This window comes from Streptomyces sp. NPDC017993 (assembly GCF_044328065.1).
Lineage (GTDB): Bacteria > Actinomycetota > Actinomycetes > Streptomycetales > Streptomycetaceae > Streptomyces.
The window spans coordinates 264,576-284,189 of record NZ_JBIRGO010000006.1 but is presented as its reverse complement, the minus strand read 5'-3'; the positions used below and the strand labels follow the sequence as shown (position 1 = coordinate 284,189).

At 69.5% G+C, this 19,614-nt stretch carries 18 protein-coding genes and 1 pseudogene; 7 read left to right on the top strand and 12 right to left on the bottom strand.

Annotated features, from left to right (window positions below; genetic code table 11):
- Window positions 1-27: 27 nt before the first annotated feature.
- Entirely contained in the window at window positions 28-1,320 is a 1,293-nt protein-coding gene (locus ACH4FH_RS13260; protein ID WP_398555901.1) for a DUF5685 family protein, read from the bottom strand.
- Between the two features lie 351 nt (window positions 1,321-1,671).
- Between ACH4FH_RS13260 and ACH4FH_RS13255 the strand changes: the two genes are divergently transcribed.
- Window positions 1,672-4,107, top strand: a complete 2,436-nt coding sequence (locus ACH4FH_RS13255; RefSeq protein ID WP_398555900.1) for a SpoIIE family protein phosphatase — start codon at window positions 1,672-1,674, stop codon at window positions 4,105-4,107.
- 462 nt (window positions 4,108-4,569) lie between these two features.
- Here the strand turns inward: ACH4FH_RS13255 and ACH4FH_RS13250 are convergent, their stop codons facing one another.
- From ACH4FH_RS13250 to ACH4FH_RS13240, 3 genes are all read right to left on the bottom strand, one after another.
- Window positions 4,570-5,028 (bottom strand): SRPBCC family protein, encoded by a 459-nt coding sequence (locus ACH4FH_RS13250; protein WP_398555899.1) that lies wholly within the window; start codon window positions 5,026-5,028, stop codon window positions 4,570-4,572.
- 149 nt (window positions 5,029-5,177) lie between these two features.
- Window positions 5,178-6,095 (bottom strand): MBL fold metallo-hydrolase, encoded by a 918-nt coding sequence (locus ACH4FH_RS13245; RefSeq protein ID WP_398555898.1) that lies wholly within the window; start codon window positions 6,093-6,095, stop codon window positions 5,178-5,180.
- A 241-nt stretch (window positions 6,096-6,336) separates the two neighbouring features.
- Window positions 6,337-6,819 carry an SRPBCC family protein gene (locus ACH4FH_RS13240; RefSeq protein ID WP_398555897.1) on the bottom strand — a complete coding sequence of 161 codons (483 nt, stop codon included), beginning with the start codon at window positions 6,817-6,819 and terminating at the stop codon, window positions 6,337-6,339.
- Window positions 6,820-7,106: 287 nt separating this feature from the next.
- On the opposite strand from ACH4FH_RS13240, the gene ACH4FH_RS13235 reads away from it, so the two are divergent.
- Window positions 7,107-7,964: a GNAT family N-acetyltransferase gene (locus ACH4FH_RS13235; protein WP_398555896.1), complete on the top strand. Its 858-nt coding sequence runs from the start codon at window positions 7,107-7,109 to the stop codon at window positions 7,962-7,964.
- Between the two features lie 56 nt (window positions 7,965-8,020).
- Window positions 8,021-8,965: a DUF5996 family protein gene (locus ACH4FH_RS13230; RefSeq protein ID WP_398555895.1), complete on the top strand. Its 945-nt coding sequence runs from the start codon at window positions 8,021-8,023 to the stop codon at window positions 8,963-8,965.
- A 24-nt stretch (window positions 8,966-8,989) separates the two neighbouring features.
- Here ACH4FH_RS13230 and ACH4FH_RS13225 read toward each other — a convergent pair whose 3' ends face one another.
- From ACH4FH_RS13225 to ACH4FH_RS13205, 5 genes are all read right to left on the bottom strand, one after another.
- Complete coding sequence (locus ACH4FH_RS13225) at window positions 8,990-9,730, bottom strand: SDR family oxidoreductase (RefSeq protein ID WP_398555894.1); 741 nt, start codon at window positions 9,728-9,730, stop codon at window positions 8,990-8,992.
- Window positions 9,731-9,907: 177 nt separating this feature from the next.
- Window positions 9,908-10,483 (bottom strand): dihydrofolate reductase family protein, encoded by a 576-nt coding sequence (locus ACH4FH_RS13220; protein ID WP_398555893.1) that lies wholly within the window; start codon window positions 10,481-10,483, stop codon window positions 9,908-9,910.
- 201 nt (window positions 10,484-10,684) lie between these two features.
- The gene (locus tag ACH4FH_RS13215) at window positions 10,685-12,499 is read right to left on the bottom strand and encodes a TIGR03767 family metallophosphoesterase (RefSeq protein ID WP_398555892.1); all 1,815 of its coding nucleotides are present in this window, start codon (window positions 12,497-12,499) and stop codon (window positions 10,685-10,687) included.
- Between the two features lie 238 nt (window positions 12,500-12,737).
- Window positions 12,738-13,157: a PPOX class F420-dependent oxidoreductase gene (locus ACH4FH_RS13210; protein WP_398555891.1), complete on the bottom strand. Its 420-nt coding sequence runs from the start codon at window positions 13,155-13,157 to the stop codon at window positions 12,738-12,740.
- A gap of 220 nt (window positions 13,158-13,377) precedes the next feature.
- Window positions 13,378-13,839, bottom strand: a complete 462-nt coding sequence (locus tag ACH4FH_RS13205; RefSeq protein ID WP_398555890.1) for a GNAT family N-acetyltransferase — start codon at window positions 13,837-13,839, stop codon at window positions 13,378-13,380.
- Window positions 13,840-13,925: 86 nt separating this feature from the next.
- Between ACH4FH_RS13205 and ACH4FH_RS13200 the strand changes: the two genes are divergently transcribed.
- The 4 genes and pseudogenes from ACH4FH_RS13200 to ACH4FH_RS13185 all read left to right on the top strand — a co-directional run bounded on the left by ACH4FH_RS13200 (window position 13,926) and on the right by ACH4FH_RS13185 (window position 17,026).
- On the top strand, window positions 13,926-14,687 hold the full coding sequence (locus tag ACH4FH_RS13200; RefSeq protein WP_398555889.1) for a ribonuclease H: 762 nt from the start codon (window positions 13,926-13,928) through the stop codon (window positions 14,685-14,687).
- Between the two features lie 115 nt (window positions 14,688-14,802).
- Window positions 14,803-15,054 (top strand): annotated as a pseudogene (locus ACH4FH_RS13195) (hypothetical protein); the annotation flags it as partial.
- A 670-nt stretch (window positions 15,055-15,724) separates the two neighbouring features.
- Window positions 15,725-15,985, top strand: coding sequence for an HPr family phosphocarrier protein (locus ACH4FH_RS13190; RefSeq protein WP_398555888.1), 261 nt, complete (start codon window positions 15,725-15,727; stop codon window positions 15,983-15,985).
- A gap of 159 nt (window positions 15,986-16,144) precedes the next feature.
- Entirely contained in the window at window positions 16,145-17,026 is an 882-nt protein-coding gene (locus ACH4FH_RS13185; RefSeq protein WP_398555887.1) for a SigB/SigF/SigG family RNA polymerase sigma factor, read from the top strand.
- 10 nt (window positions 17,027-17,036) lie between these two features.
- Here ACH4FH_RS13185 and ACH4FH_RS13180 read toward each other — a convergent pair whose 3' ends face one another.
- Genes ACH4FH_RS13180 through ACH4FH_RS13170 form a run of 3 tightly spaced genes read right to left on the bottom strand, consistent with a single transcriptional unit; the run spans window position 17,037 to window position 19,536 of the window.
- Window positions 17,037-17,474, bottom strand: a complete 438-nt coding sequence (locus ACH4FH_RS13180; RefSeq protein ID WP_398555886.1) for an STAS domain-containing protein — start codon at window positions 17,472-17,474, stop codon at window positions 17,037-17,039.
- Window positions 17,471-18,724 (bottom strand): PP2C family protein-serine/threonine phosphatase, encoded by a 1,254-nt coding sequence (locus tag ACH4FH_RS13175; RefSeq protein WP_398555885.1) that lies wholly within the window; start codon window positions 18,722-18,724, stop codon window positions 17,471-17,473. The genes ACH4FH_RS13180 and ACH4FH_RS13175 overlap by 4 nt, the downstream gene beginning before the upstream one ends.
- On the bottom strand, window positions 18,724-19,536 hold the full coding sequence (locus tag ACH4FH_RS13170; protein WP_398555884.1) for an alpha/beta fold hydrolase: 813 nt from the start codon (window positions 19,534-19,536) through the stop codon (window positions 18,724-18,726). The genes ACH4FH_RS13175 and ACH4FH_RS13170 overlap by 1 nt, the downstream gene beginning before the upstream one ends.
- Between the last annotated feature and the right edge of the window lie 78 nt (window positions 19,537-19,614).

Genomic DNA, 19,614 nt, shown 5'->3' with positions numbered 1-19,614 from the left:
TGCGCCGGGCGTCGTTCCGCGTCTCGCTCAGCAGTCGCCGCAGCAACAACAATCGCAACACTCGCAGGAGTCGCAGTCGCGGCAGCACCCCTCCCGCTTCTTGCGCGACCACGGCCCCTCGTACTCCTTCGCACAGCACAGCTTGCAGGTGCAGCAGAGCCCGATGGCGACCGCGCAGCCCGCGAGGAAACCGCGGGGCTTCTTCGGCTGGTGCGGGAAGTGCGGCCCGCCGCCGTCACCTCCGCCGTCTCCACCCCCGTGGCCGCCACCGGAACCACCGGGCGGCACCGGGCCGTTCCCGTAAGGGCTCTGCCGGCCGTTCAAGTGCTGCGGACCATGGGCGTAAGGGTCGCCGGCCGACACCTGGCCGTGCTCGGGAGGCGGCCCGTACGGGGAGGGCCGGCCGTGGTGCGGAGGCCGGCCGTCGTACGGTCCTGGCGCTCCGTGGCCCGTGTGGGAGCAGGCGGTCGTTCCGAAGGCCCGGTCCACCGATCGCCGAAGTTCGTGTACCAACAGGACATGCGCCAGAGCCGCGTCGGTGAACTCCACATCGCGCAGTGCGAGGCGGATGCCGTGCAGCGCGTCGTCGCACAGTCGACGGGCCTGCGCGACCGAGGCGCCTGTGGCGGTGAGCGGATTCCAGGACCCCTCGGCGGCGTCGGCCGCGCGGTCCTCCACGGCGTCGAGGAGGTGGGCCAGCCTCCCGAAGAGGCGCCCCGCCTCGGCCAGTGGCGCGGCGTTGCCCGGCCGGCCGGCCAGCACCGCGGTGTGGGCGAAGGCCGCACCGGTCGCCGTCTCCGTGGGTTCGGTGATGGTGGTGAGCGGCGTGTGCGGGCCGGCCAGTGCTTCGATGCCGAGCTGCCGGTCGACCGCGTCGACGAGTATGGAGGTGTCGAAGCCGAGCGCGGCGCCGGTGGTGGCCCCGGCGCGGTCCCAGCCCGCGGCGACCTTGCGTGCGGCGGCGGCAACGGGCCTGCGGCGCAGCATTCCATTACGGTCCGCGACGTGGTCACGAATCTTCGCCGAGGCGAGGACGAGGGACACCGACGCGGCGAGCCGCGCGCCCTCACCCTTCGCGACGGACGCGGTCCGCATGCCCCGTAGTGGGCAGGGGCCGGCGGTGCGCCGCCGGTCCTCGGTGTTGCCGGACTGAGCGTCGGTCAGGACGGAGACGATCAACCCGTCATAGTTCGTCACGACGCGGGCGAACTGCCCGTGATCGCCGCGCAGGGCGAGACAGAGGCCGCACAGATGGGCCATCCACTCCGCTTTCAGCCCTTGGGACAGGCGATGTGTGCAGGGCCTGACGATTCCGAACATGTGAAACCCCCCGTATTGCGTCGCGTACGACCTCGACCTGGGTTGGCAGCGGCAGGAAAAGCGTACCGAGCATGCCGTTGACCTGGGTGTATATCCCGGATTCCGCACTGATGCCGGTGCTGGTGACAGTTGCCGTGGACCGCGTCGGTGCGCGGTAGCGCTTCAGCCGACGCCTTGGCCGCCGCGGTAGGCGTTGACGACGGTGTTCGGGGCCGTCAGCCAAAGGACAGGGCAACCTCTTCGTACGCCACTGGTCGATACTGGAACCAGCGGCTTCCAGCGTGCCCGCCCGGGGGACCCCGGCGTTCCGCCCCTCTGGCAGGCGCACTCGTCAGGTGCGAGGGTGGTGGGATGGACGTTTCGGCGAAGACGTTCAGCGAAGGGCCGGAAGACCCGTTCGCGGTGCGTCGTGCGGCCTCAGCGGTCCTGGACCGCCGGGGGCGGATCGTCGGCTGGAGTGAGCGGGCCGAGGCGCTTCTCGGTTACCCGCCGCAGGAGGCGCTGGGCCGGGATGCGGCCGGCCTCCTTGTCGATCCGGGCGATCTCGGGCTCGTCTCGGACGCCGCGGCCAGGTGCGTCGGCGACGACGGATGGTTCGGGGTCGTGCCCGTACGGGACCGCGACGGGCACCGTGTGGAAGTCGGCTGCCGGGTGCGGGCCGTCAGGAGAACGGACACCGAGGTCGAGTGGTTCGTCGTCGCCGCACCCGCGGCAGAGGTCATCCAGTGGGAGACGGACCGCTCGGTGTTGGACGGCCTCTTCCGCCGCTCCCCGATCGGCCTCTCGGTGCACGCTCCGGACCTCAGCATCCTGCGGGTGAACCGGGCGATCGCGCGGTTCAGTGGTATTTCGACCGAGCGGCACCGGGGACGCGACATCAACGAGTTTCTCATTCCGACGGACAGTGAGACGTCGGAAGCCAAGCTGCGGGAGGTCCTCAGGACGGGTAAGTCCGAGATCTTCGCCGAGCAGCCGTGCCGACTACGGCAGGATCCCGGCCAGGAGCTGGTGGTATCCGTTTCGGCGTTCCGCTTGGAGGATCCCGCGGGCCGTGTCCTGGGCGTCACACAGACGGTGGAAGACGTCACCGATCGCTATCGGTCCCGGCGTCGGCTCGCTCTGCTCAGCGAGGCGGGATCCAGGATCGGGACCACGCTCGACGTCGAGAGAACGGCACGGGAGCTGGCCGAGGTGGCGGTGCCCGAACTCGCGGACTTCGTCTCGGTGGATCTCTTGGAGCCGGTGACCCGTGGTGCGGAACCCACCCCGGACACCTCGGGCGCGGTGTACCGGATCGCGACCCACGGCGTCTCTCCCGAATCGCACCAGCCGACGCCTGAGGAAGGCGCGCTCCGCTTCACCCCGAACGAGTTGCAGGCGCAGTGTCTGGCGGAACGGCGTCCGGTGCTCAGTACCCACCTGGACAGCACCGCCGAGCGGGGTGACCAGGCGGAAGACGCGAACAAACCCGCGGCAGGGGCCCACTCGCTGATCATGGTGCCGCTCGCCGCCCGTGGGCTCGTGCTGGGGCTGCTGAGTCTGTGGCGGACGGAGCGGCCCGAGCCCTTCGAGACGGACGACCTGACGCTCGCCGAGGAACTCGCCTCCCGCGCCGCACTCTCCATCGACAACGCCCGCCGCTACACCCAGCAGCATCAGGCGGCGCTCACGCTCCAGCACAGCCTGCTGCCGCGCGAGGTGCCCGACTATCCGGCCGTCGAAATCGCGCATCGCTACCTGCCGGCCGATCCCGCCGCAGGCGTGGGCGGCGACTGGTTCGACGTCATCGCGCTCTCCGGGCTGCGCGTCGCCCTCGTGGTCGGCGACGTCGTCGGCCACGGCATCCACGCGGCTGCCACCATGGGGCGGCTGCGCGCCGCGGTGCACACCTTGGCCAACCTCGACCTCACCCCCGACGAGGTCGTGTCCAACCTCGACGAACTGGTGGACCGGCTGGCCGCTGAGCAGGAACCGACCGACGAACACTCGCCCCAGGTCGTGGGCGCGACCTGCTTGTACGCGGTCTACGACCCGGCGTCCCGCTGCTGCACCTTCGCCCGCGCGGGCCACCCCCCGCCGGCGGTGGTGAGCCCCGACGGACACGCCCGCGTTCTGGACCTGCCCGCCGGTCCGCCCCTTGGGCTGGGCGGGCTGCCGTTCGAGTCCACGGAGGTGGAACTGCCCGAGGGCAGCCTCCTCGCCCTCTACACCAACGGCCTTATCGAAGCGGGCGGGCAGGACCCCGACGAGGGCCTGTCGCGCCTGCTCAGCGCGCTGTCCGTGCCGGTCGGCTCACTGGAGGAGACCTGCAAGACGGCGGAGGACGCCTTGCTTCCCGACCGGCCCGCCGACGACGTGGCGCTCCTGGTGGCGCGTACCCGTGTCCTGGCAGCCGAGCAGGTCGCGACGTGGCGGCTGGACTCCGGGCCGGAGGCCGCCGGGCGGGCTCGGGCTCTGACGACGGAGCAGTTGAACGAGTGGGGGCTGGAGGAGCTGGCCTATACCGCAGAGCTGATCGTGAGCGAGCTGGTCACCAACGCCTACCGGTACGCGGACGGGGTGATCACGCTACGGCTCATCCGCGACCGGAGCCTGATCTGCGAGGTGACCGACTCCAGCAGCACGTCCCCGCATCTGCGCCGGGCCCGGAACACCGACGAGGGCGGGCGCGGGCTCTTCCTCGTCGCCCGGCTCACCGAGCGGTGGGGCACCCGCTACGGGCGAGACGGCAAAACCATCTGGACCGAGCACCCCCTGACGTCTCAGGGCGGCGCCGTCACCCTGTGAGGTGGCTCCCCACCGTGGGAGCCACCTTCGAGCCGAAGGCTGATCCGAACCGGCTTCGGCTCCGGGGTCCCGCCCGCCCGAGATTTCGCCGCTGCAGCCTTGACTGGTGGCAAATCGGGAGGAAAATGGTCAGTACGCCAGGAAACCGAAGAGCCCCACCGTCGACAGAGACGTCTGTTGGCAAGAGACCCTTGGACGGCTCTGGTTAGGCCCCCGGAAGCCCCGCGCATCGGAGCCTCAGCGACGACTGAGACAGATGGTGCCCCTGTGGGCGCCGGGGACTGCAGTGTGTGGACGCCTTCGCGCCGTTCCGTCGTTCCGCTACTCCGGCTGAACACCTCGCGCATACCGATGGCCCAGCCCGGCTCGAGGCCGGACTGGGCCATCGGTATATCTCTCGGCTGCCGCCCAGCTGTCGAACGGGCCGCCGCTCACTCCCGGCGGGCCGACAGCCGGCACGGGTCATCCAGGCGTGATGCGACCGCGCCAGGCTCCGGTTTCGCTGCCGCGGCGCTCGATGTAGTCCTTGAAGCGGCGCATGTCGCCCTTGACCCGCCGGTCGATCAGGCCCGTCGCGTCAGCGGTCATCTCCGCGGCCCCACTGGGCTCCACGTCCATCACGAGTTCCACCCGGGTGTGCTTCTCATCCACGCGCCGGAAGCTGACGACACCCTTCTGCTTGGTGTCACCGCTCGTACTGCGCCAGGCGATCCGCTCGTCCGGAAGCTGGTCGACGATCTCCGTGTCGAACTCGCGCCGGACACCACCGATCTTGGTGCGCCAGTGATTGTGGCGGTCATCGATCTGCGTGATGCGCTCGACGCCCTCCATGAAGTTCGGGAACTCCTCGAACTGCGTCCACTGGTTGTAGGCGGTGTGAACGGGGACCTCGACCTCCACCGACTCCTTCACCTTGCTCATTACTGCGCGCCTCCTTCGGGGTGACTGCCGCACAAAGCGGGTCCTCACGCGTGCGGATCTCCGCACGTGAGCAGCGGGTACCCCAAGACCCCCGGGCTACAAACCGTGCGGGCTCGGCCTTTCCGTGCGCCGGTCGAACCTCGTGCGTCTCACCAGCGCGTCGCGGTGAAGTCGATGGGCCGAGGCTCCAGTTCGCGTGTGCGAGCCGTCAACTGCCGCATCCTCTCCGCCGTTTCTTCGAGGGGGAGGCGCTTGCGGTCGCCGTGCCCCGGCAGCAGCCACTCGAAGCGGAGCAGGCCGGCGGTGCGTGCCAGCGAAGCCGCCAACTCCCGGATGGAGTACCAGGTCACGTGCTCCGCCACCTCGATATCGCCCGTCGTACGCGACCAGTAGAAGCTGTCGCCGCTGAAGCAGTACCGCTCGTCCGCGACGTAGAGCACGCTTCCCTGGGTGTGACCTGGCAGCGGGTAGGCGCGCACTCCCTCGTCGATGTCGACCGCCCGGGTGCCGCGCAGTACGTGGTCGGCGTCGGGCCTGGCGTCGAGGTCGCCCTCGTGGATCCATAACCGGGCGCCGAAGTGGTCCGCGTACTGGCGGCCGTGCGCGGCGTGGTCGCGGTGGGTGAGCAGAACATCGGTGACGGGGCCGAGCGCTTCGTACCGGGCGGCCAGCGCGCGGCTCCAGCGGGGCGTGTCGACCATCATCACGGTGCCTGAGGGTCGCCGCAGGAGGTAGGAGTTGGCACCCGCGGTGTGTGGTGAGTTGTGCCCGCAGAGGGAGACGTTGTCGTCGAGGGGGAGGGGGTAGGGGTCCGCGGCCGGATTGAGCCGTTCAGCGCTGTGGCGGATGGATCGGGTGGGGCAGGCGAACGCGGCGGCGTTCAACCGGCGGGTCTCCGCGTCGCCGCGTGGTTGGCGGAGCACTTCGGATCGTCCGTCGACTTCGACGATCAGGTCCGGTGCCAGTTGCCTGGCGACGTCGCAGTTCGTGCAGCGATCGTCCACGAACCAGCCGTCTTCGACGGCTCCGTCGGCCGAAGCGGGGCGAGGGGTGCGGGCGTTGTTCAAGGGGCTACTCACTTCTCGTGTGGCAGGTACCGGTGCATCTCACAGGGCTCGCGGAACCCGGAGAACCCGTAGGGCCGTGAAGGCTCGGACGGCCCTGAAGAAGGGGTATCGCGGTTGCCTCCAGAAGTGGAAGGGGACCGGCTCTTGTGTCTGTGAGCGGCAGGCTCTCTCACCGGCCGCGACGTCGCCGTCATCTATTGATCTGAGCATGCCAATGGGAACGTCCAGGCGGCCCCTGGCGTCACCGTGAAGCGAAGTGCTGTGCCAGCGCGGCGAGGGAGTTCGGCACCTCGGCGCGTGAGAGCCGTCGCTGCCGGAGGGGGGCCGCGAGCAGTTTCCGCCAGAAGGTCCGGGGGTGGAGTTCCCAGCTGATGGTGACGCGCGAGCCGCCTGCTTCCTCGTCCACCTGCCATTGCCACTCGGCGTACGAGGGATTGCCGTCATCGGACTGCGAGCCGTGCCGGAAGATGCGCCGTCGCGGATCGAATTCCTCCACCCAGGACCGACTCGGCCAGGCAGGCCAGCCGACCGGCTTCATCGTGACGACCCACTCGGCGGGCGGCTCGAGTCTCGCCGGCCGTTCGCTCACACGCGCGACGGCGGCGTTCCACTCCGGAAGCCGCTCGATATCGGTGACCAGCGCGAATACGTCGTCGGCCGGCGCGTCGACGAAGCCGCTCGCCGAGCCCGAGAGCCGGTTCCCGTCGTCCTTGCGAGAGGCCATGCCGTCCTCCCTTACTCCTGTCTCGGCGAAGGAGTGGCCGCGCTTCCAGCATCTCAGATATACGGCATATCGGACCTCGCCTCTTGGGCGTGCCCTCGCGAGTGGCGGTGAGCGGGCAGCGGGCGAGAGGCGGCGGCACGGTGAGCGGTCCGTCCGCCTCATCGGGGAGTGCCACGGATCGCCTGGCTCCATGGCCCGGTTGCCGGGGGCGTGGCGGGCGCGTTCGATGGAGGGAGAGCCGGTGGCGAAATGGGCCGAAGGTCGACGTCCGCCGGGAAGGGGCACCGATGAAGGTCGTACTGCGCCGGGGAAGGCCTGAGGACGCCGCGGAAGGCGGCAGGATCTGCTTCGAAGCGTTCTCCGGGATCGCTGCCGCTCACGGCTTCCCCGCGGACATTCCGGCAGCTGAGGTCGGTGCGGGACTGTTCGAGACGCTCTTGCGGCATCCCGACTTCTACGACGTCGTAGCGGAGCTCGATGGCCGGATAGTTGGCACCAATTTCCTCGATGAGCGGTCTCCCATCGCCGGTGTCGGGCCGATCACCGTGGATCCGGCTGTTCAGAACGCCGGAATCGGGCGCATGCTCATGCAGGACGTCATGGAACGGGCCGCGGAGCGGCAAGCCCCCGGCATCCGGCTGCTGCAGAGCGGCTACCACACGCGGTCGTTCGCGCTCTACGCCGATCTCGGGTTCGAGTTCCGGGAGACCGCCGCCTGCCTGCAGGGGCCACCGATCGGAGGGACGGTCCCGGGGTACGCGACGCGGCCTGCGCAGGCCGCGGATCTGGCCGCCTGCAATGAGGTCTGCCGGAGTGTCCACGGCGTCGATCGCGGCGGAGAGCTCGCCGACGCCGTCAAGGCAGGTACGGCCCGTGTCACCGAGCACGACGGCCGCATCACCGGCTACACCACCGAGATGGCGTATTTCGGCCACACGGTCGGCGAGACCACCGAGGACGTCAGAGCGCTCATCGCTGCGGCGCCTGCCTTCGGGGGCCCCGGCATCCTCGTCCCCGCGAGCGACAGCGCCCTGCTCCAGTGGTGCCTCCGCAGCGGCCTCAAGGTGCTACAGCTCATGAGCGTGATGACCATCGGGCTCTACAACGAACCCGCCGGGGCGTACCTGCCCTCCATTCTCTATTGAAAGCCCCGTGGAACAGACCGGCCCGGGAACAAACGCGAAGCTGGAAGGGGAATGCAATGGAGCTGTTCCCGCCCATACCCCTCGCGGAGTGGCAGGACACCAAAGAAACGCTGCACCGGTTCGCACAAATCGTCGGCAAGATCCGGCTCGCCGCGAGCCCCCGGCGCAACCACTGGTGGAACGTGCCGTTTCATCTCACCGGCCGGGGCATCACCACACGCCCGATGGGCCAGGTCGACGGCAATCCGGCCTTCACGATCGACTTCGACTTCGTCGACCACAAACTGGCCGTCACGACACTGGACGGCAGGGCGGTCTCCTTTCCGCTGTTGGGAGAGTCGGTGGCGTCGTTCGAGGCCAAGACGCTGAACGCACTGGCGGCCCTGGGTGTTGAGGTGGATATCGCCATTCCCCGACCGTTCGATCTGCCCGACGGCAGCCGGCCGTTCGCCGAGGACCACGAGCACGCGACGTACGATCCCGCCCATGCGCGCCGCTATTGGTGGGTTCTCAGTCAAGTGGCTTTGGTGCTGGAGGAATTCGCCGCCGGCTTCTCAGGAAAAACCAGTCCGGTGCACCACTTCTGGCATACCTTCGACATCGCCCACAGCCGGTTCTCCGGCCGTCGGATCGAGCAGCCGGCGCAGGTCGATCCGGTGACACGGGAAGCCTACTCCCGGGAGCTGATCAGCTTTGGTTTCTGGTTCGGTGACAACACGTTCAGCGCGCCGGCCTTCTATTCGTACACCGCCCCGGAACCCGCGGGCCTGGCCGAACAGCCACTCAGCCCCGCATCGGCGCAATGGGTCGCGCGCAACGACAGCCACCTCGCGGTGTTGCCGTACGACTCCGCACGTGCCGAGAGCGATCCACGCGCCGCGGTCCTGGCCTTCTACGAGAGCGCGTACCAGGCCGGAGCCGTATGTGCCGGCTGGGACATCGCCGGGTTCGCCTGCCCCGGCGGCACGACCGACGCGCATCTCCGGGCGCCGGGCGGCTGAAGAGCCCGGCCCAGCTGCGCAGGCTCACCGGCCGCCGGCGACCCGTAGGACCGTACCGGTGGTGTAAGAGGCGTCCGGTGAGAGCAGCCAGGCGACGGCTGCGGCGACCTCGGCCGGCGCACCGGGCCGCCGCAGCGGGATCTGACCGGCCGCTCTAGTCGGCCGGTCAGGAACGCCCATCGCGGCATGCATATCGGTCTCGATGAGGCCCGGGGCAACGGCGTTGACCCGAATGCCCTCCGGGCCGAGCTCTTTGGCGAGGCCGACGGTCAGGGCGTCCGTGGCCGCCTTGGTGGCGGCGTAGTGGACGTAATCGCCGGGGCTGCCGAGAGTGGCGGCCGCGGAGGAGATGTTGACGATGGCGCCGGACCCGAGTGCCGCCATGTCCCGTGCGGCTCGCCGACAGCACATCAGGTAGCCGAGGAGGTTCACCTCCACCACGTGCCGCAGGTCCTCGGTCCGGGCGTCGGCGAGTCTGCCCAGCGGGCCGGTCACTCCGGCGTTGTTGACCAGTCCGGTGACCTGCCCGAGTTCTGCCGCCGCGGTATCGAAAAGCCGCTCCACGTCCCCCTCGTCGGACGTGTCCGCCCGCACCGTGACGCAGCGCGCCCCCGCTGCACGCACAACGGCCGCGACCTCCTCGGCGGCTGCTGCGTTGCTGACGTATCCCAGCGCCAGATCGTGCCCGTCGGCCGCCAGGCGAAGGCACGATGCCGCGCCGATACCTCGGCTGCCACCGGTGACGATGGTGACCGGACGGGACATGTGTTGCCTCCTGCGACGGTGCGGAATCACGCTCCGACAGATGGTCGCACTCCTCGACGTGGCCCCCACTCGCTGTGCCCACCGTCAAGGAGACGGGCACGCGGAAGGAGGAAGCCGCGGGTCCGTCGATCGGGTGAGACCCCCGCCCCGTTCAGGCCGTTCGGGGCGCTCCGTGAATCAAGCCGAGGTGGCCTTCGGGCGCTGGTAGCGGAGGAGGACGACGCCGTTGCCGAAGGACCTGGTTTCGGTGAGCTGGAGAGGGAGCATGGCGTCCGACTCCCGGAACGGCGGCCTGCCCCGTCCGATCAGGACGGGATGGATGTAGAGGCGGTACTCGTCGATCAGATCGTGCCGCATGAAGGCCGAGGCGAGATCGGCGCCGCCCAGCACCAGGTCCCCACCCGGTTGCGCCTTGAGTTCCAGGACATCTTCGACGACGACGTCCCGCACGATCGTGGTGTTCCAGTCGGCCCGCTCCAGGGACCGCGAGTACACCACCTTGGGCATGTCCCGCCAGATGCCGGCGAAGTCCACCATGGGCGGGGTGCTCGCGGGATCGCTGTCGGCGGTCGGCCAGAACTCCGCCATCAGCTCATACGTGACGCGTCCGCTGAGGAAGGCGCCCATGGTCCTGAGCTGTTCGTTGAAGTGACGGTGCAGCTCGTCATCGACCTGGTGCCAGTCGATCTCGCGGTTCGGCCCCTCGAAGAAGCCATCGAGGGAGACCGACGTCATGTAGATGATTTTTCGCATCGCGGTCCTCGGCTGAGTCATCAGGGACGGATGGGGGCTCACCGACCGAGGTCCTCGTTGCTTGCGGCCGGTCTCGGCCGAGACGGTACACCGCGGTGGAAGGTGGAACGGGCTGAAAGTGGAACCGACGGCTGCGCGTCGTCCGTACGGCCGTGGCCGGAGGGGGCAGAGCCGCGCTTCTGTCGACCCGGTGGGCGTGTGTCAGGCCCGGCGGATGAGGAGTTCGGCGTTGCGGTCCGCCGCGGCGCCCACCCGTACGTGATTGACGCCGGCGGACATCCCGGCGGCCAGGCCGGGCGCGTTGTAGGCGACCTCGCGGTAGAGGGACGCGAGGCCGACGGCCGAGAGGTCGTCGAAGTGGGTGCGGTGCGGGGCGGCGGACTCGATGAGAGTGGTGAACAGGGACAGCGTCCCGTCGTGATTGTCGACCAGCTCGATGAGTCGCGCGTGCTGCGGATAGTCCAGGTGGGAGGCGGTGTTGACCTCCCAGAAGGAGCGGGCGGGGGTCGGATGGCCGTGCGGCGTGATGCGGTTGACGTGGCTGTGGCCATTGATCCACGCGACGACGTTCGGGAACCGGCTCAGCAGCGCGATGACCTCCTCGCCGTCGTGGCGCTCCTCCTCGGTGCGTGCCGAGTCAGGGCGCCGCGTCATGCTCGGACTGTGGTGGTGGCTGAATATCAGGATGTGCGCGTCGTCGGCCGCGGCATTGCGCACGAGCCGGCCGTCGGCGTCGTGGTGGAGGGAGCTGTGGGCACTCAACGTCCGCTCCAGCCAGCGCAGTTGCTCGGTCCCCAGGGATCCTTCGTAGTGACCGCTGCGGTAGGTGGTGTCGATGCTGATGCCGATGACACCCTCCGCGACGGCGAAGGAGTAGTACATCCGGTCGCCGTCCAAGTGATCCTCGGTATAGCCGTGCCCGACGGGCCCCGCCCCGGCGACGGCCGGATCCAGATGCGCACGCAGGTACTCGTCCGGGGTGACCATGCGGCGCCGCTCATCCGCGGTGACGGTCCGCGCGCGGGCGGCGTTGTGGAGCAGGATGTCCTTGAGCACGGTGCTCTTGGGGTCATCGCCCGTGTACACCGCTCTGTCGAAGGCGGCCACGTCGGCATCAGGTACCGCGAACAGCTTGCGGGCCCCCGTGATGTAGTCCCGCAGGACCGGGTCCTCCGGGGCCAGGCAGCCGCCCGGCAGATCGTCGTGGTTGCCGGGCGTGGAGTACCAGGGGACGCGCAGACCGGGGCTGGTCACCGGCCGCATGGCGGCTTCGAGGTAGCCGGGTATCTGCGGCAGGCCGCGCTTCTTGTCCTGGTCGTGCAGCGTGTCGTCCGGATGCCAGTAGAGCGGGAGGCCCGAATTCTGGACGCCCTCGAACGACGTCGGGTCACCGGTGTTGGGGGTGATCCGGCCGCCGCTCATCAGCGTGAGGAACCACTCCAGCTCCACCATGGAGTGGTTGTCGATGTTGTCGCCCGTCGACATGACGAAGGCAGGCGGCCGGTCGGTGTGCGGTCCACCGCCGAGCGCATTGACCTGCTCCACCAGGGACACCGCGCCGGCCACGGTCAATGCCTCGTGCGCGCGCCACGACGCCGGGCTGCGCGCACGCAAGAACTCGCTGCGCAAGGGACTCTGTACGTCGGCCACATGCAGGTCCGTGAACTGCACGAAGCACGCCAAAGCCGTCCGCCGGTCCTGGCGGCCGGATCCGGCGGCGGCCAGTTCGGAGCGTACGACCATGGGCCATCCCGGGCCGGAGTCGAGGCGACGGTAGCCGCCGCTGCCGGTGAGCCGTGCCGCGGTCTCCAGCGTCGTGACGCCGTACGGGGCTGCCCGCCGGACGCTCGGCCGTATCGGCGAGGGGCTGGAGTGGGCCTTGGCGGGCCCGGCGCTCGGGGCTGTCGTGCTGCCGCGCTGACCCGGGAGTGCCAGCGCGGCGCCGGTCGCGGCCACGGCGGCGCCGGAGGTGAGAAGGAATTGACGACGGTTGGTGGTGGTTTCACTACCGGCCATGCGGCCCTCCGTGCCGTGGCGGGCGGACCCGGCCACAGCGGTGTCACCAAGCGGAATATCTCACTCCGAAAGCTTGCTCGGTGCGCGTGACCCGAAGGTGAACGAGGCCGGAACGCCCCACACCCATCGCCCGTCGGCATGGTCCGCCCTCGGGGCGGCCTGCCCGGGTCGCGTTCGGCGTCTCCAGGCGGTGCACTTGGCCCCTGGGCTCACCCCGCCGGCGGTCAGCCCCCCGTCGTCAGCCGGCCTGGCTGTTGTCCTTCAAGGTGCCCCAGCCATGCCAGCGGTCGATCTCGATCCAGGCACTGAAACGGCGGCGGTCCCGCTGCGGATACGGCTTGCCGAGATAGTGCTGGGCCAGCCGGTCGATGTCGGCCAGACCCTCGTCCACGCGTAGCTCGGAGACACTGCCGATGATGCTGATGTGTGTGTACCAGTTGCCCTCGTCGAGCACGGTGAGGGTCACCCGGGGGTCGTTTCGCACATGCTCCAAGCGCTTGCGGCCCTCGTCCATGTTGACCAGGATCCGGCCGTCGTCCCAGAGGTACCAGGTGGCGGTGGACACCGGCTGGCCATCCGACCGCAGGGTGGAGATGACGGACGGATTGGCCTTCGCCAGCATGGCGGCTGCTGCGTCCGGAAGCGGTGGCTTCGACATGGAGAACCCTCCTCAGGGCGTCAGTATGTCCCTCTTCGTCGCGATCGGGACGTTCACATGATCGTCCATACGCGGCTCACCGGCTCGCTCGCCGGGGAGAACCGCGAGTCGACTCGCGTTCTCCGGGCGGGGCGCGCTGAAACATCGCGGTAGGCGCTGATGCCGACGGTCACCGGGCGCCCGGGGAGCGCCCCTGCCCTCGACCTCCCCGCTCGCGTGGTCAGGTGTCCGCGCCGAGCATGAGCAAGATGTGTGTGTTCTCGCCGTGCCGAACCGACTCGGAGCGCTGGAAGCCGAGTCGCTCCAGCAGCCGCACCGAGCCGGTGTTTCCGGCGAAGGGGTCGGCGTGCAGCGGTCTGGTTCGCTCCTGCTGCAGGAAGAGCGTCAGTATGCGAGTGCCCAGGCCGCGCCCCCAGTGCTGCCGGCCGAACCAGTACCCGATGAAGCGCCGGTCTTCCTCCCACCAGGCCACCACATGGCCGGCCGGCTCGCCGTTCACCGTCGCCGTCCGCACAAAGACGGTGGGGTCCGCGAGAATTCTCCGCGTCCAGTGATTCATGAACACTTCGCGATCCCGGGGAGCGAACAGCGATCGCCGCACTGCCTCCGGATCGTGCTCCTGCTCGAAGAACGTTTCCAGATCGGCCCGCTCGACATCCCTCAGCTGCACCTCGTCGCCCATGCCCGAAAGTCTGGCACCCGGCACTGACAACGCGGGCCGGACCGGGGGGAGGGGAGGGGAGGTGCCGGCCGGGTCTGCGCCCTGGCATGATCGCAGGCATGGTTGAACGCGTTATCGCCGCGTGTGACGGGGCGTCGAAGGGAAATCCTGGGCCCGCCGGCTGGGCCTGGGTCATCGCCGACAGCACGGAGGCCCCCACCCGCTGGGAAGCCGGCCCGCTGGGTACGGCGACGAACAACGTCGCGGAACTCACCGCGCTGGAGCGCCTGCTCTCGGCTTCCGACCCGGACGTGCCGATGGAGATCCGGATGGACTCCCAGTATGCGATGAAGGCCGTCACGACCTGGCTGCCCGGTTGGAAGCGCAAGGGCTGGAAGACGGCCGCGGGCAAGCCTGTCGCCAATCAGGATCTGGTCATGAGCATCGACGCTCTGCTCGCCGGGCGCTCCGTCGAGTTCCGGTATGTCCCCGCGCACCAGGTGGACGGCGACCCCCTCAACGACTTCGCCGACCGTGCCGCCAGCCAGGCGGCGATCGCCCAAGAGGCCGCGGGAAGCGCGTATGGCTCGCCGCCCCCTCCGCAGGCGCCTGACGTCGTACGAGCCGGTGGCACACGGCGCCGGACCACCGGGGCGGCGGCGAAGACCTCTGCCGCGTCGAAGCCGCGGTCCGCGGCCTCGACACGCACCCTGAAGGCCAAGTTCCCCGGCCGCTGCCGCTGCGGGCGCTCGTATGCGGCCGGCGAATCGATCGCGAAGAATCCCGACGGATGGGGCCACCCCGCCTGCCGCACCGACGCGACCAGCTCCAGCGGGGCAGCCGGTGGGGTCGGTTCGACCGGCGAGTAGTAGTCAGGGGAGGGGGCGGGATCCGCTCCCCTCGCTCACGAGGTGCCTCGGCCGAGCCCCTGACGAGTCCAATACCCGCCCGCGTCCTGCGCGGATGACCTGGCACGCTGCCTCGATGGAGCGTGCGGAGGTCCTGCTCATCGCGGGGCGTGCGGGTGTCGGCAAGACGACGGTGGGGTGGGAGGTCTCGGCGCAGTTGCGTGCTGTCGATGTCCAACACGTCGTCATCGAGGGCGACTTCATGGCCCAGGTGCATCCCGCGCCGGAAGGCGATCCGCGCCGTGCGCAGATCGCCGAGCGCAATCTGACCGCGGTCTGGGCGAACTTCGCTCAGCTCGGCTGCCGCAGGCTGATCTACACGGGGACCGACGGGCGGGGCGTCGTCGACATCGGACGCGAGGTACTGGCGCTCACGGGCTGGGGGACTCGGGGCCTGCGGAGCTGAGGCATCCGGTTATCCGGCATAACTGCCGAGTTGCTGGGACCTCCTCGAAGCCGCTGGCCGGCGACGTAGGAAGCGGAGGCCGGGCCTGATGCGTCGGCTGACCGGCTGTGGGCACACGCGAGGGCGAGTGTCCGCTTGCCGCGACGAGGAGGGCGCCATGCCGGCAGCAGCTGGGTGCAAGTTGAGCCGAAGTACGCGCACATACAGGAAGGCGCTGAGAGCTTCACGGGACGCCGAGGGCCGGGCGAGGCCGCCGGTGTGCTGCGTAGGGGGGCGGCCTGAGAAGAGTGAGACCGCGCAGCACACCGGCGACGCCTGAGCACTTCACACCATGAACCCGGCAGGAGCCCCACAATGCTCCTGTGGTGGGCGTGGCGGCTGGTGAGGGAGGGGAGCCCGATCACGGACCGGCCCGGCACCAGCTGGAGCACCGTCCCAACATGGGAGCCGACCTCCCGCATTGCCGGAGATTCCGGAGATTTCCCCTGTACGTTGGGGAATCCGGACACGGTCGACCCCCATACGTGAGAACACCCCACCAGGCCCCGCCCCCTGTCGAGCCGGGCCGGTACGGATATCGAGGAGACAGCGCATGGCTCGGACAACCGCAACCGTGGTCTCGCTCCATGGCCTTTCGGCGCGGCCCGCGTCGCGGATCGTGCAGGAGGCCAAGGCGTACTCCGCGGACATCACGTTCGTGGTCGACGGCAGGGAAGCCAGCGCGAAGAGCCTGTTTCATCTACAGCGGCTGGAGATGAAACACGGCAAGGAGATCGTCATCCTCGCCAACGGCGACGACGAGCAGGATGCTGTCGAGGCGCTCGCGCAGCTCATCGAGTCCGTCGTTCCGTAACGGACCCGCGGACCAACCGTCCGCCGGATGGCCGGCCCTGCGCCCGCTCGGCCCCACGCCCTCGACCTGCGAAGACGCGCACATTGGTGTGCATGCCACGAAGGTCGCGGGGCAGGCGCTCCTTCAGCAAGGGCTCCGTCGGCACAGGAGGAGAAGGACATGGGTGCGACCACCGCAACGGCAGCTGACATCGTGCAGGGCACGGAGGCCACACCCGCCGCACCTCCCGCCGCGGCGGCTCCGCTCCCCGTCGTCGAGGATCCGCAGAGCGTCGCACCGAGCGACGCCCGCGACATGACGCAGCTGTTCTTCCAGCGGCTGGAGACGCTGGAGGAGGGGACACACGAGTACCAGTACGCGCGCAACACCCTCATCGAGATCAACCTGTCGCTGGTGCGGTTCGCCGCCCGGCGCTTCCGCAGCCGCGCCGAGGAGATGGAAGACCTCATGCAGGTCGGCACGATCGGTCTGATCAAGGCCATCGACCGCTACGACCTCTCCCGCGAGGTGGAGTTCACCACCCTGGCCATCCCGTACATCACCGGCGAGATGAAGCGGTTCTTCCGCGACACGACATGGGACGTCCGCGTGCCCCGGCGGCTCCAGGAGCTGCGCGTCGACCTCGCCCGCGCGACGGAGAGGCTGATCAACGACCTGGGCCGGGAGCCCAAGGTCGCCGAACTCGCCGAGCACCTGGGGATCACCGAAGAAGAGGTCGTCGAGGGGCAGATCGCCGCCAACGGCTACAACGCCGCCTCCATCGACACACCCATCGACGACGAGGGCGGCAACGAGGCGCCCGTCGCGGACCTGATGGGGGAGTGCGACAAGGACCTGGACCTCTTCGAGGACCTGTACGCGCTCAAGCCCTGCTTCGACGGGCTGGAGGACCGTGAACGGCAGCTCCTGGAACTGCGCTTCGGCCGGGAGATGACCCAGGCCGAGATCGGGAAGGCGATGGGCATCTCCCAGATGCACGTCTCCCGCCTGCTGTCCCGCTGCCTTGATCGGCTGCGCTCCGCGATGCTCACCACCGAGTGAGCTGACGGGCTCAGTGAGACCCCGATACCTGCTTTCCCGGTGCGGGGGTGTCGCTCGTGCCGAGGGTGCCCCCGACCGGGCCCGGTTCGCGGTCCTTGGACTGTGACGCCCAGGCAGCGGCGGCTGCGTGGGCGTCGTGGTGGCACGAGAAGACCTGGTCGAGGCCGACGGTGCGCAGCGTGCGGGCGATAGCTGTGGGGACGCCGGCGAGGGCGATGCCGGCGTCGCAGGCCAGGGCCCTGTTGCGGGCCGCGAGGAAGGCGCTGACGCCGCTGGAGTCGCAGAACGCGCAGTCGGCCAGGTCCAGCACCAGCAGGTGTCCGGGGGACAGTGCGATGTGCTGAAGGGCCCCGCGGAGATGGGGAGCGGTGTCGTAGTCCAGTCCACCGGCCACCTCCAGCACCAGGCCGGCGGCGGTCTCGCGGGTGGTGACGGTCAGTGCGCTCATTCCGTCTCTTCGGTCGTCGCGGCGGGCACACCGAGCGCGAGGACGGCGGTGTCGTCGTCCAGACCGCCGCCGAAGCTCTCCAGCAGGGCGGCGACGGCGGTAGTGGCCGCCTCGGCGCCGGCGGGGGCCAGTTCGTTCGCGAAGGCGTGCAACGCTTCGTCCCCGAAGCGCGCCGCCCCTGCCCCGGCGCGGGCCTCGGTGAGTCCATCGGTGTACAGCAGGAGGGTGTCGCCCGGGGAGAGCACGGTGCTGGCGGTGGTGAAGTGGGCCTCCGGCAGGGCGCCCACGAGCACCCCGCCGGGGGTGGGCAGGTAGTCGGCGGTGCCGTCGGCGCGCAGGTGCAGCAGGGGCGGATGGCCACCGCTGCCCAGGGTCACGGTGAAGCTGTCGCCGCGCGGGGCGAGCACGCCGAAGATGACGGTGCAGTAGCGCGGGTCGTCCCCGGCGTAGTTCTCGTGCAGGGCCGTGTTCAGCGTATTCAGCACGGCCACGGGGTCGTGGTCGTGAATCGCGGCGGCGCGCAGGGTGTAGCGGGTCAGCGAGGTGACAGCCGCTGCGGCCGGACCCTTGCCGCACACATCGCCGAGGAAGAAGCCCCAGCGTCCCCCTCCCAGGGGGAACAGGTCGTAGAAGTCACCGCCGAGGTGATCGGGGGAGGCGGTGTGGTAGTGAGCGGAGGCCCGGAGTCCGGGCACTCGGGGCAGGGACGGCGGCAGCAGGCTGCGCTGGAGCGTCGCGACCACGCGCTGGAGGCGTTCGCGCTCGCGGTCGGATTCCTGCCGGGCGCGCAGGAGTTCCGTCTCGTAGGCGCGGCGGTCGCGGGCGTCGGAGATCGTGGTGCGGACCAGCAGGGGCCGGCCGTCGGAGCTGGTCTTGAGGGTGGAGGACACCAGTACCGGCAGCCGGGTGCCGTCGGCGGCCTTGAGTTCCAGGGCGATCCCGTTGATCTCGCCCTGCATCCGCAGCAGGGGCGCGAAGTGCGTCTCGTGGTAGAGCCGGCCGCCGACGGTCAGCAGGTCCGTGAAGTTCCGGCGGCCGATCAGCTCCTCGCGGGTGTAGCCGAGCAAGCTCAGCAGCGTGGTGTTGACCTTCGCTATCTTCCCGTCCAACAGCGTGGACAGGTAGCCGCAGGGGGCGTTCTCGTAGAGGTCCTCGGCGCTGTCCTCCAGCAGTGAGGTGAACGCCGCGTCCCGTCGGCCCTTCTCGGCGCTGTCCTCGGGAGGATCGGAAGACCGGCCGGTGCGGCTCATCACCGGGGTGCCGTGACGAAGGAGGCGATGGCGTCGCTGGTGACTTCCGGTGCGCTGAGCTGCGGGCAGTGCCCCGTGGCAGCCAGGGTGAGCAGGTGGCTGCCGGGGATCTGCGCGTGGACGTACGCGCCGACCTCTGGCGGAGCGATGGCATCGTCCGCGCACTCCAGGATCAGGGTGGGGACGGTGACCTTGGCCAGGTCGGACCGGTTGTCGGACAGGAACGTGGTGTGGGCGAAGACGCGGGCGATTCGGGGGTCGGTGGCGCAGAAGCTGTTCGTCAGCTCCGCCCCGAGTTCGGGGCGCTCGGGGTTGCCCATGATCACCGGCGCCATCGCGGCAGACCAGCCGAGGTAGTTGCTGTCCAGGGATTCCAGCAGCTCGTCGATGTCCTCGCGGCTGAAGCCGCCGCGGTATCCGTCGTCGTCGATGTAGCAGGGGGAGGGGGTGAGCAGCACCAGCTTGGCGAACCGGTCCGGTTCACGGTTCGCGGCCAGCACACCGATCATGGCGCTCACCGAGTGCCCGACGAGGATCACTTCGCGCAGGTCCAGCTCACGGCAGATCTCCAGGACATCGTCCGCGTATCCGTCGAGGGAGGAGTAGCGTTCCTCCTGCCAGGCCGAAAGGTCCGAGTGGCCGGAGCCGACGTGATCGAACAGGACCACCCGGAACCGCTTGGCGAGCTCCGGGACCACCAGACGCCACATGTTCTGATCGCAGCCGAAGCCGTGCGCGAGCATCACCACGGGCCCGTCCTCGGGCCCGATCTCCACGACGTTGTTCTTGCCGCGAACGGCGCTGCTGCTCATCGTGACCCGTTTCCTTCGATGCGACTGTCCAGTTGGCGTGCCCCTGGCTCCGGTGGTTGGGCAGGCGGTGCCTGCGCA

What these genes read in the sequence shown, in the direction of transcription:
- ACH4FH_RS13180 (WP_398555886.1), bottom strand. Translation starts at nt 17,474, where the DNA reads ATGAGCGCACTGACCGTCACCACCCGCGAGACCGCCGCCGGCCTGGTG.
- ACH4FH_RS13170 (WP_398555884.1), bottom strand. Translation starts at nt 19,536, where the DNA reads ATGAGCAGCAGCGCCGTTCGCGGCAAGAACAACGTCGTGGAGATCGGG.
- ACH4FH_RS13175 (WP_398555885.1), bottom strand. Translation starts at nt 18,724, where the DNA reads ATGAGCCGCACCGGCCGGTCTTCCGATCCTCCCGAGGACAGCGCCGAG.
- ACH4FH_RS13250 (WP_398555899.1), bottom strand. Translation starts at nt 5,028, where the DNA reads ATGAGCAAGGTGAAGGAGTCGGTGGAGGTCGAGGTCCCCGTTCACACC.
- ACH4FH_RS13225 (WP_398555894.1), bottom strand. Translation starts at nt 9,730, where the DNA reads ATGTCCCGTCCGGTCACCATCGTCACCGGTGGCAGCCGAGGTATCGGC.
- ACH4FH_RS13240 (WP_398555897.1), bottom strand. Translation starts at nt 6,819, where the DNA reads ATGGCCTCTCGCAAGGACGACGGGAACCGGCTCTCGGGCTCGGCGAGC.
- ACH4FH_RS13190 (WP_398555888.1), top strand. Translation starts at nt 15,725, where the DNA reads ATGGCTCGGACAACCGCAACCGTGGTCTCGCTCCATGGCCTTTCGGCG.
- ACH4FH_RS13230 (WP_398555895.1), top strand. Translation starts at nt 8,021, where the DNA reads ATGGAGCTGTTCCCGCCCATACCCCTCGCGGAGTGGCAGGACACCAAA.
- ACH4FH_RS13185 (WP_398555887.1), top strand. Translation starts at nt 16,145, where the DNA reads ATGGGTGCGACCACCGCAACGGCAGCTGACATCGTGCAGGGCACGGAG.
- ACH4FH_RS13235 (WP_398555896.1), top strand. Translation starts at nt 7,107, where the DNA reads ATGAAGGTCGTACTGCGCCGGGGAAGGCCTGAGGACGCCGCGGAAGGC.
- ACH4FH_RS13210 (WP_398555891.1), bottom strand. Translation starts at nt 13,157, where the DNA reads ATGTCGAAGCCACCGCTTCCGGACGCAGCAGCCGCCATGCTGGCGAAG.
- ACH4FH_RS13255 (WP_398555900.1), top strand. Translation starts at nt 1,672, where the DNA reads ATGGACGTTTCGGCGAAGACGTTCAGCGAAGGGCCGGAAGACCCGTTC.
- ACH4FH_RS13260 (WP_398555901.1), bottom strand. Translation starts at nt 1,320, where the DNA reads ATGTTCGGAATCGTCAGGCCCTGCACACATCGCCTGTCCCAAGGGCTG.
- ACH4FH_RS13200 (WP_398555889.1), top strand. Translation starts at nt 13,926, where the DNA reads ATGATCGCAGGCATGGTTGAACGCGTTATCGCCGCGTGTGACGGGGCG.
- ACH4FH_RS13205 (WP_398555890.1), bottom strand. Translation starts at nt 13,839, where the DNA reads ATGGGCGACGAGGTGCAGCTGAGGGATGTCGAGCGGGCCGATCTGGAA.
- ACH4FH_RS13220 (WP_398555893.1), bottom strand. Translation starts at nt 10,483, where the DNA reads ATGCGAAAAATCATCTACATGACGTCGGTCTCCCTCGATGGCTTCTTC.
- ACH4FH_RS13215 (WP_398555892.1), bottom strand. Translation starts at nt 12,499, where the DNA reads ATGGCCGGTAGTGAAACCACCACCAACCGTCGTCAATTCCTTCTCACC.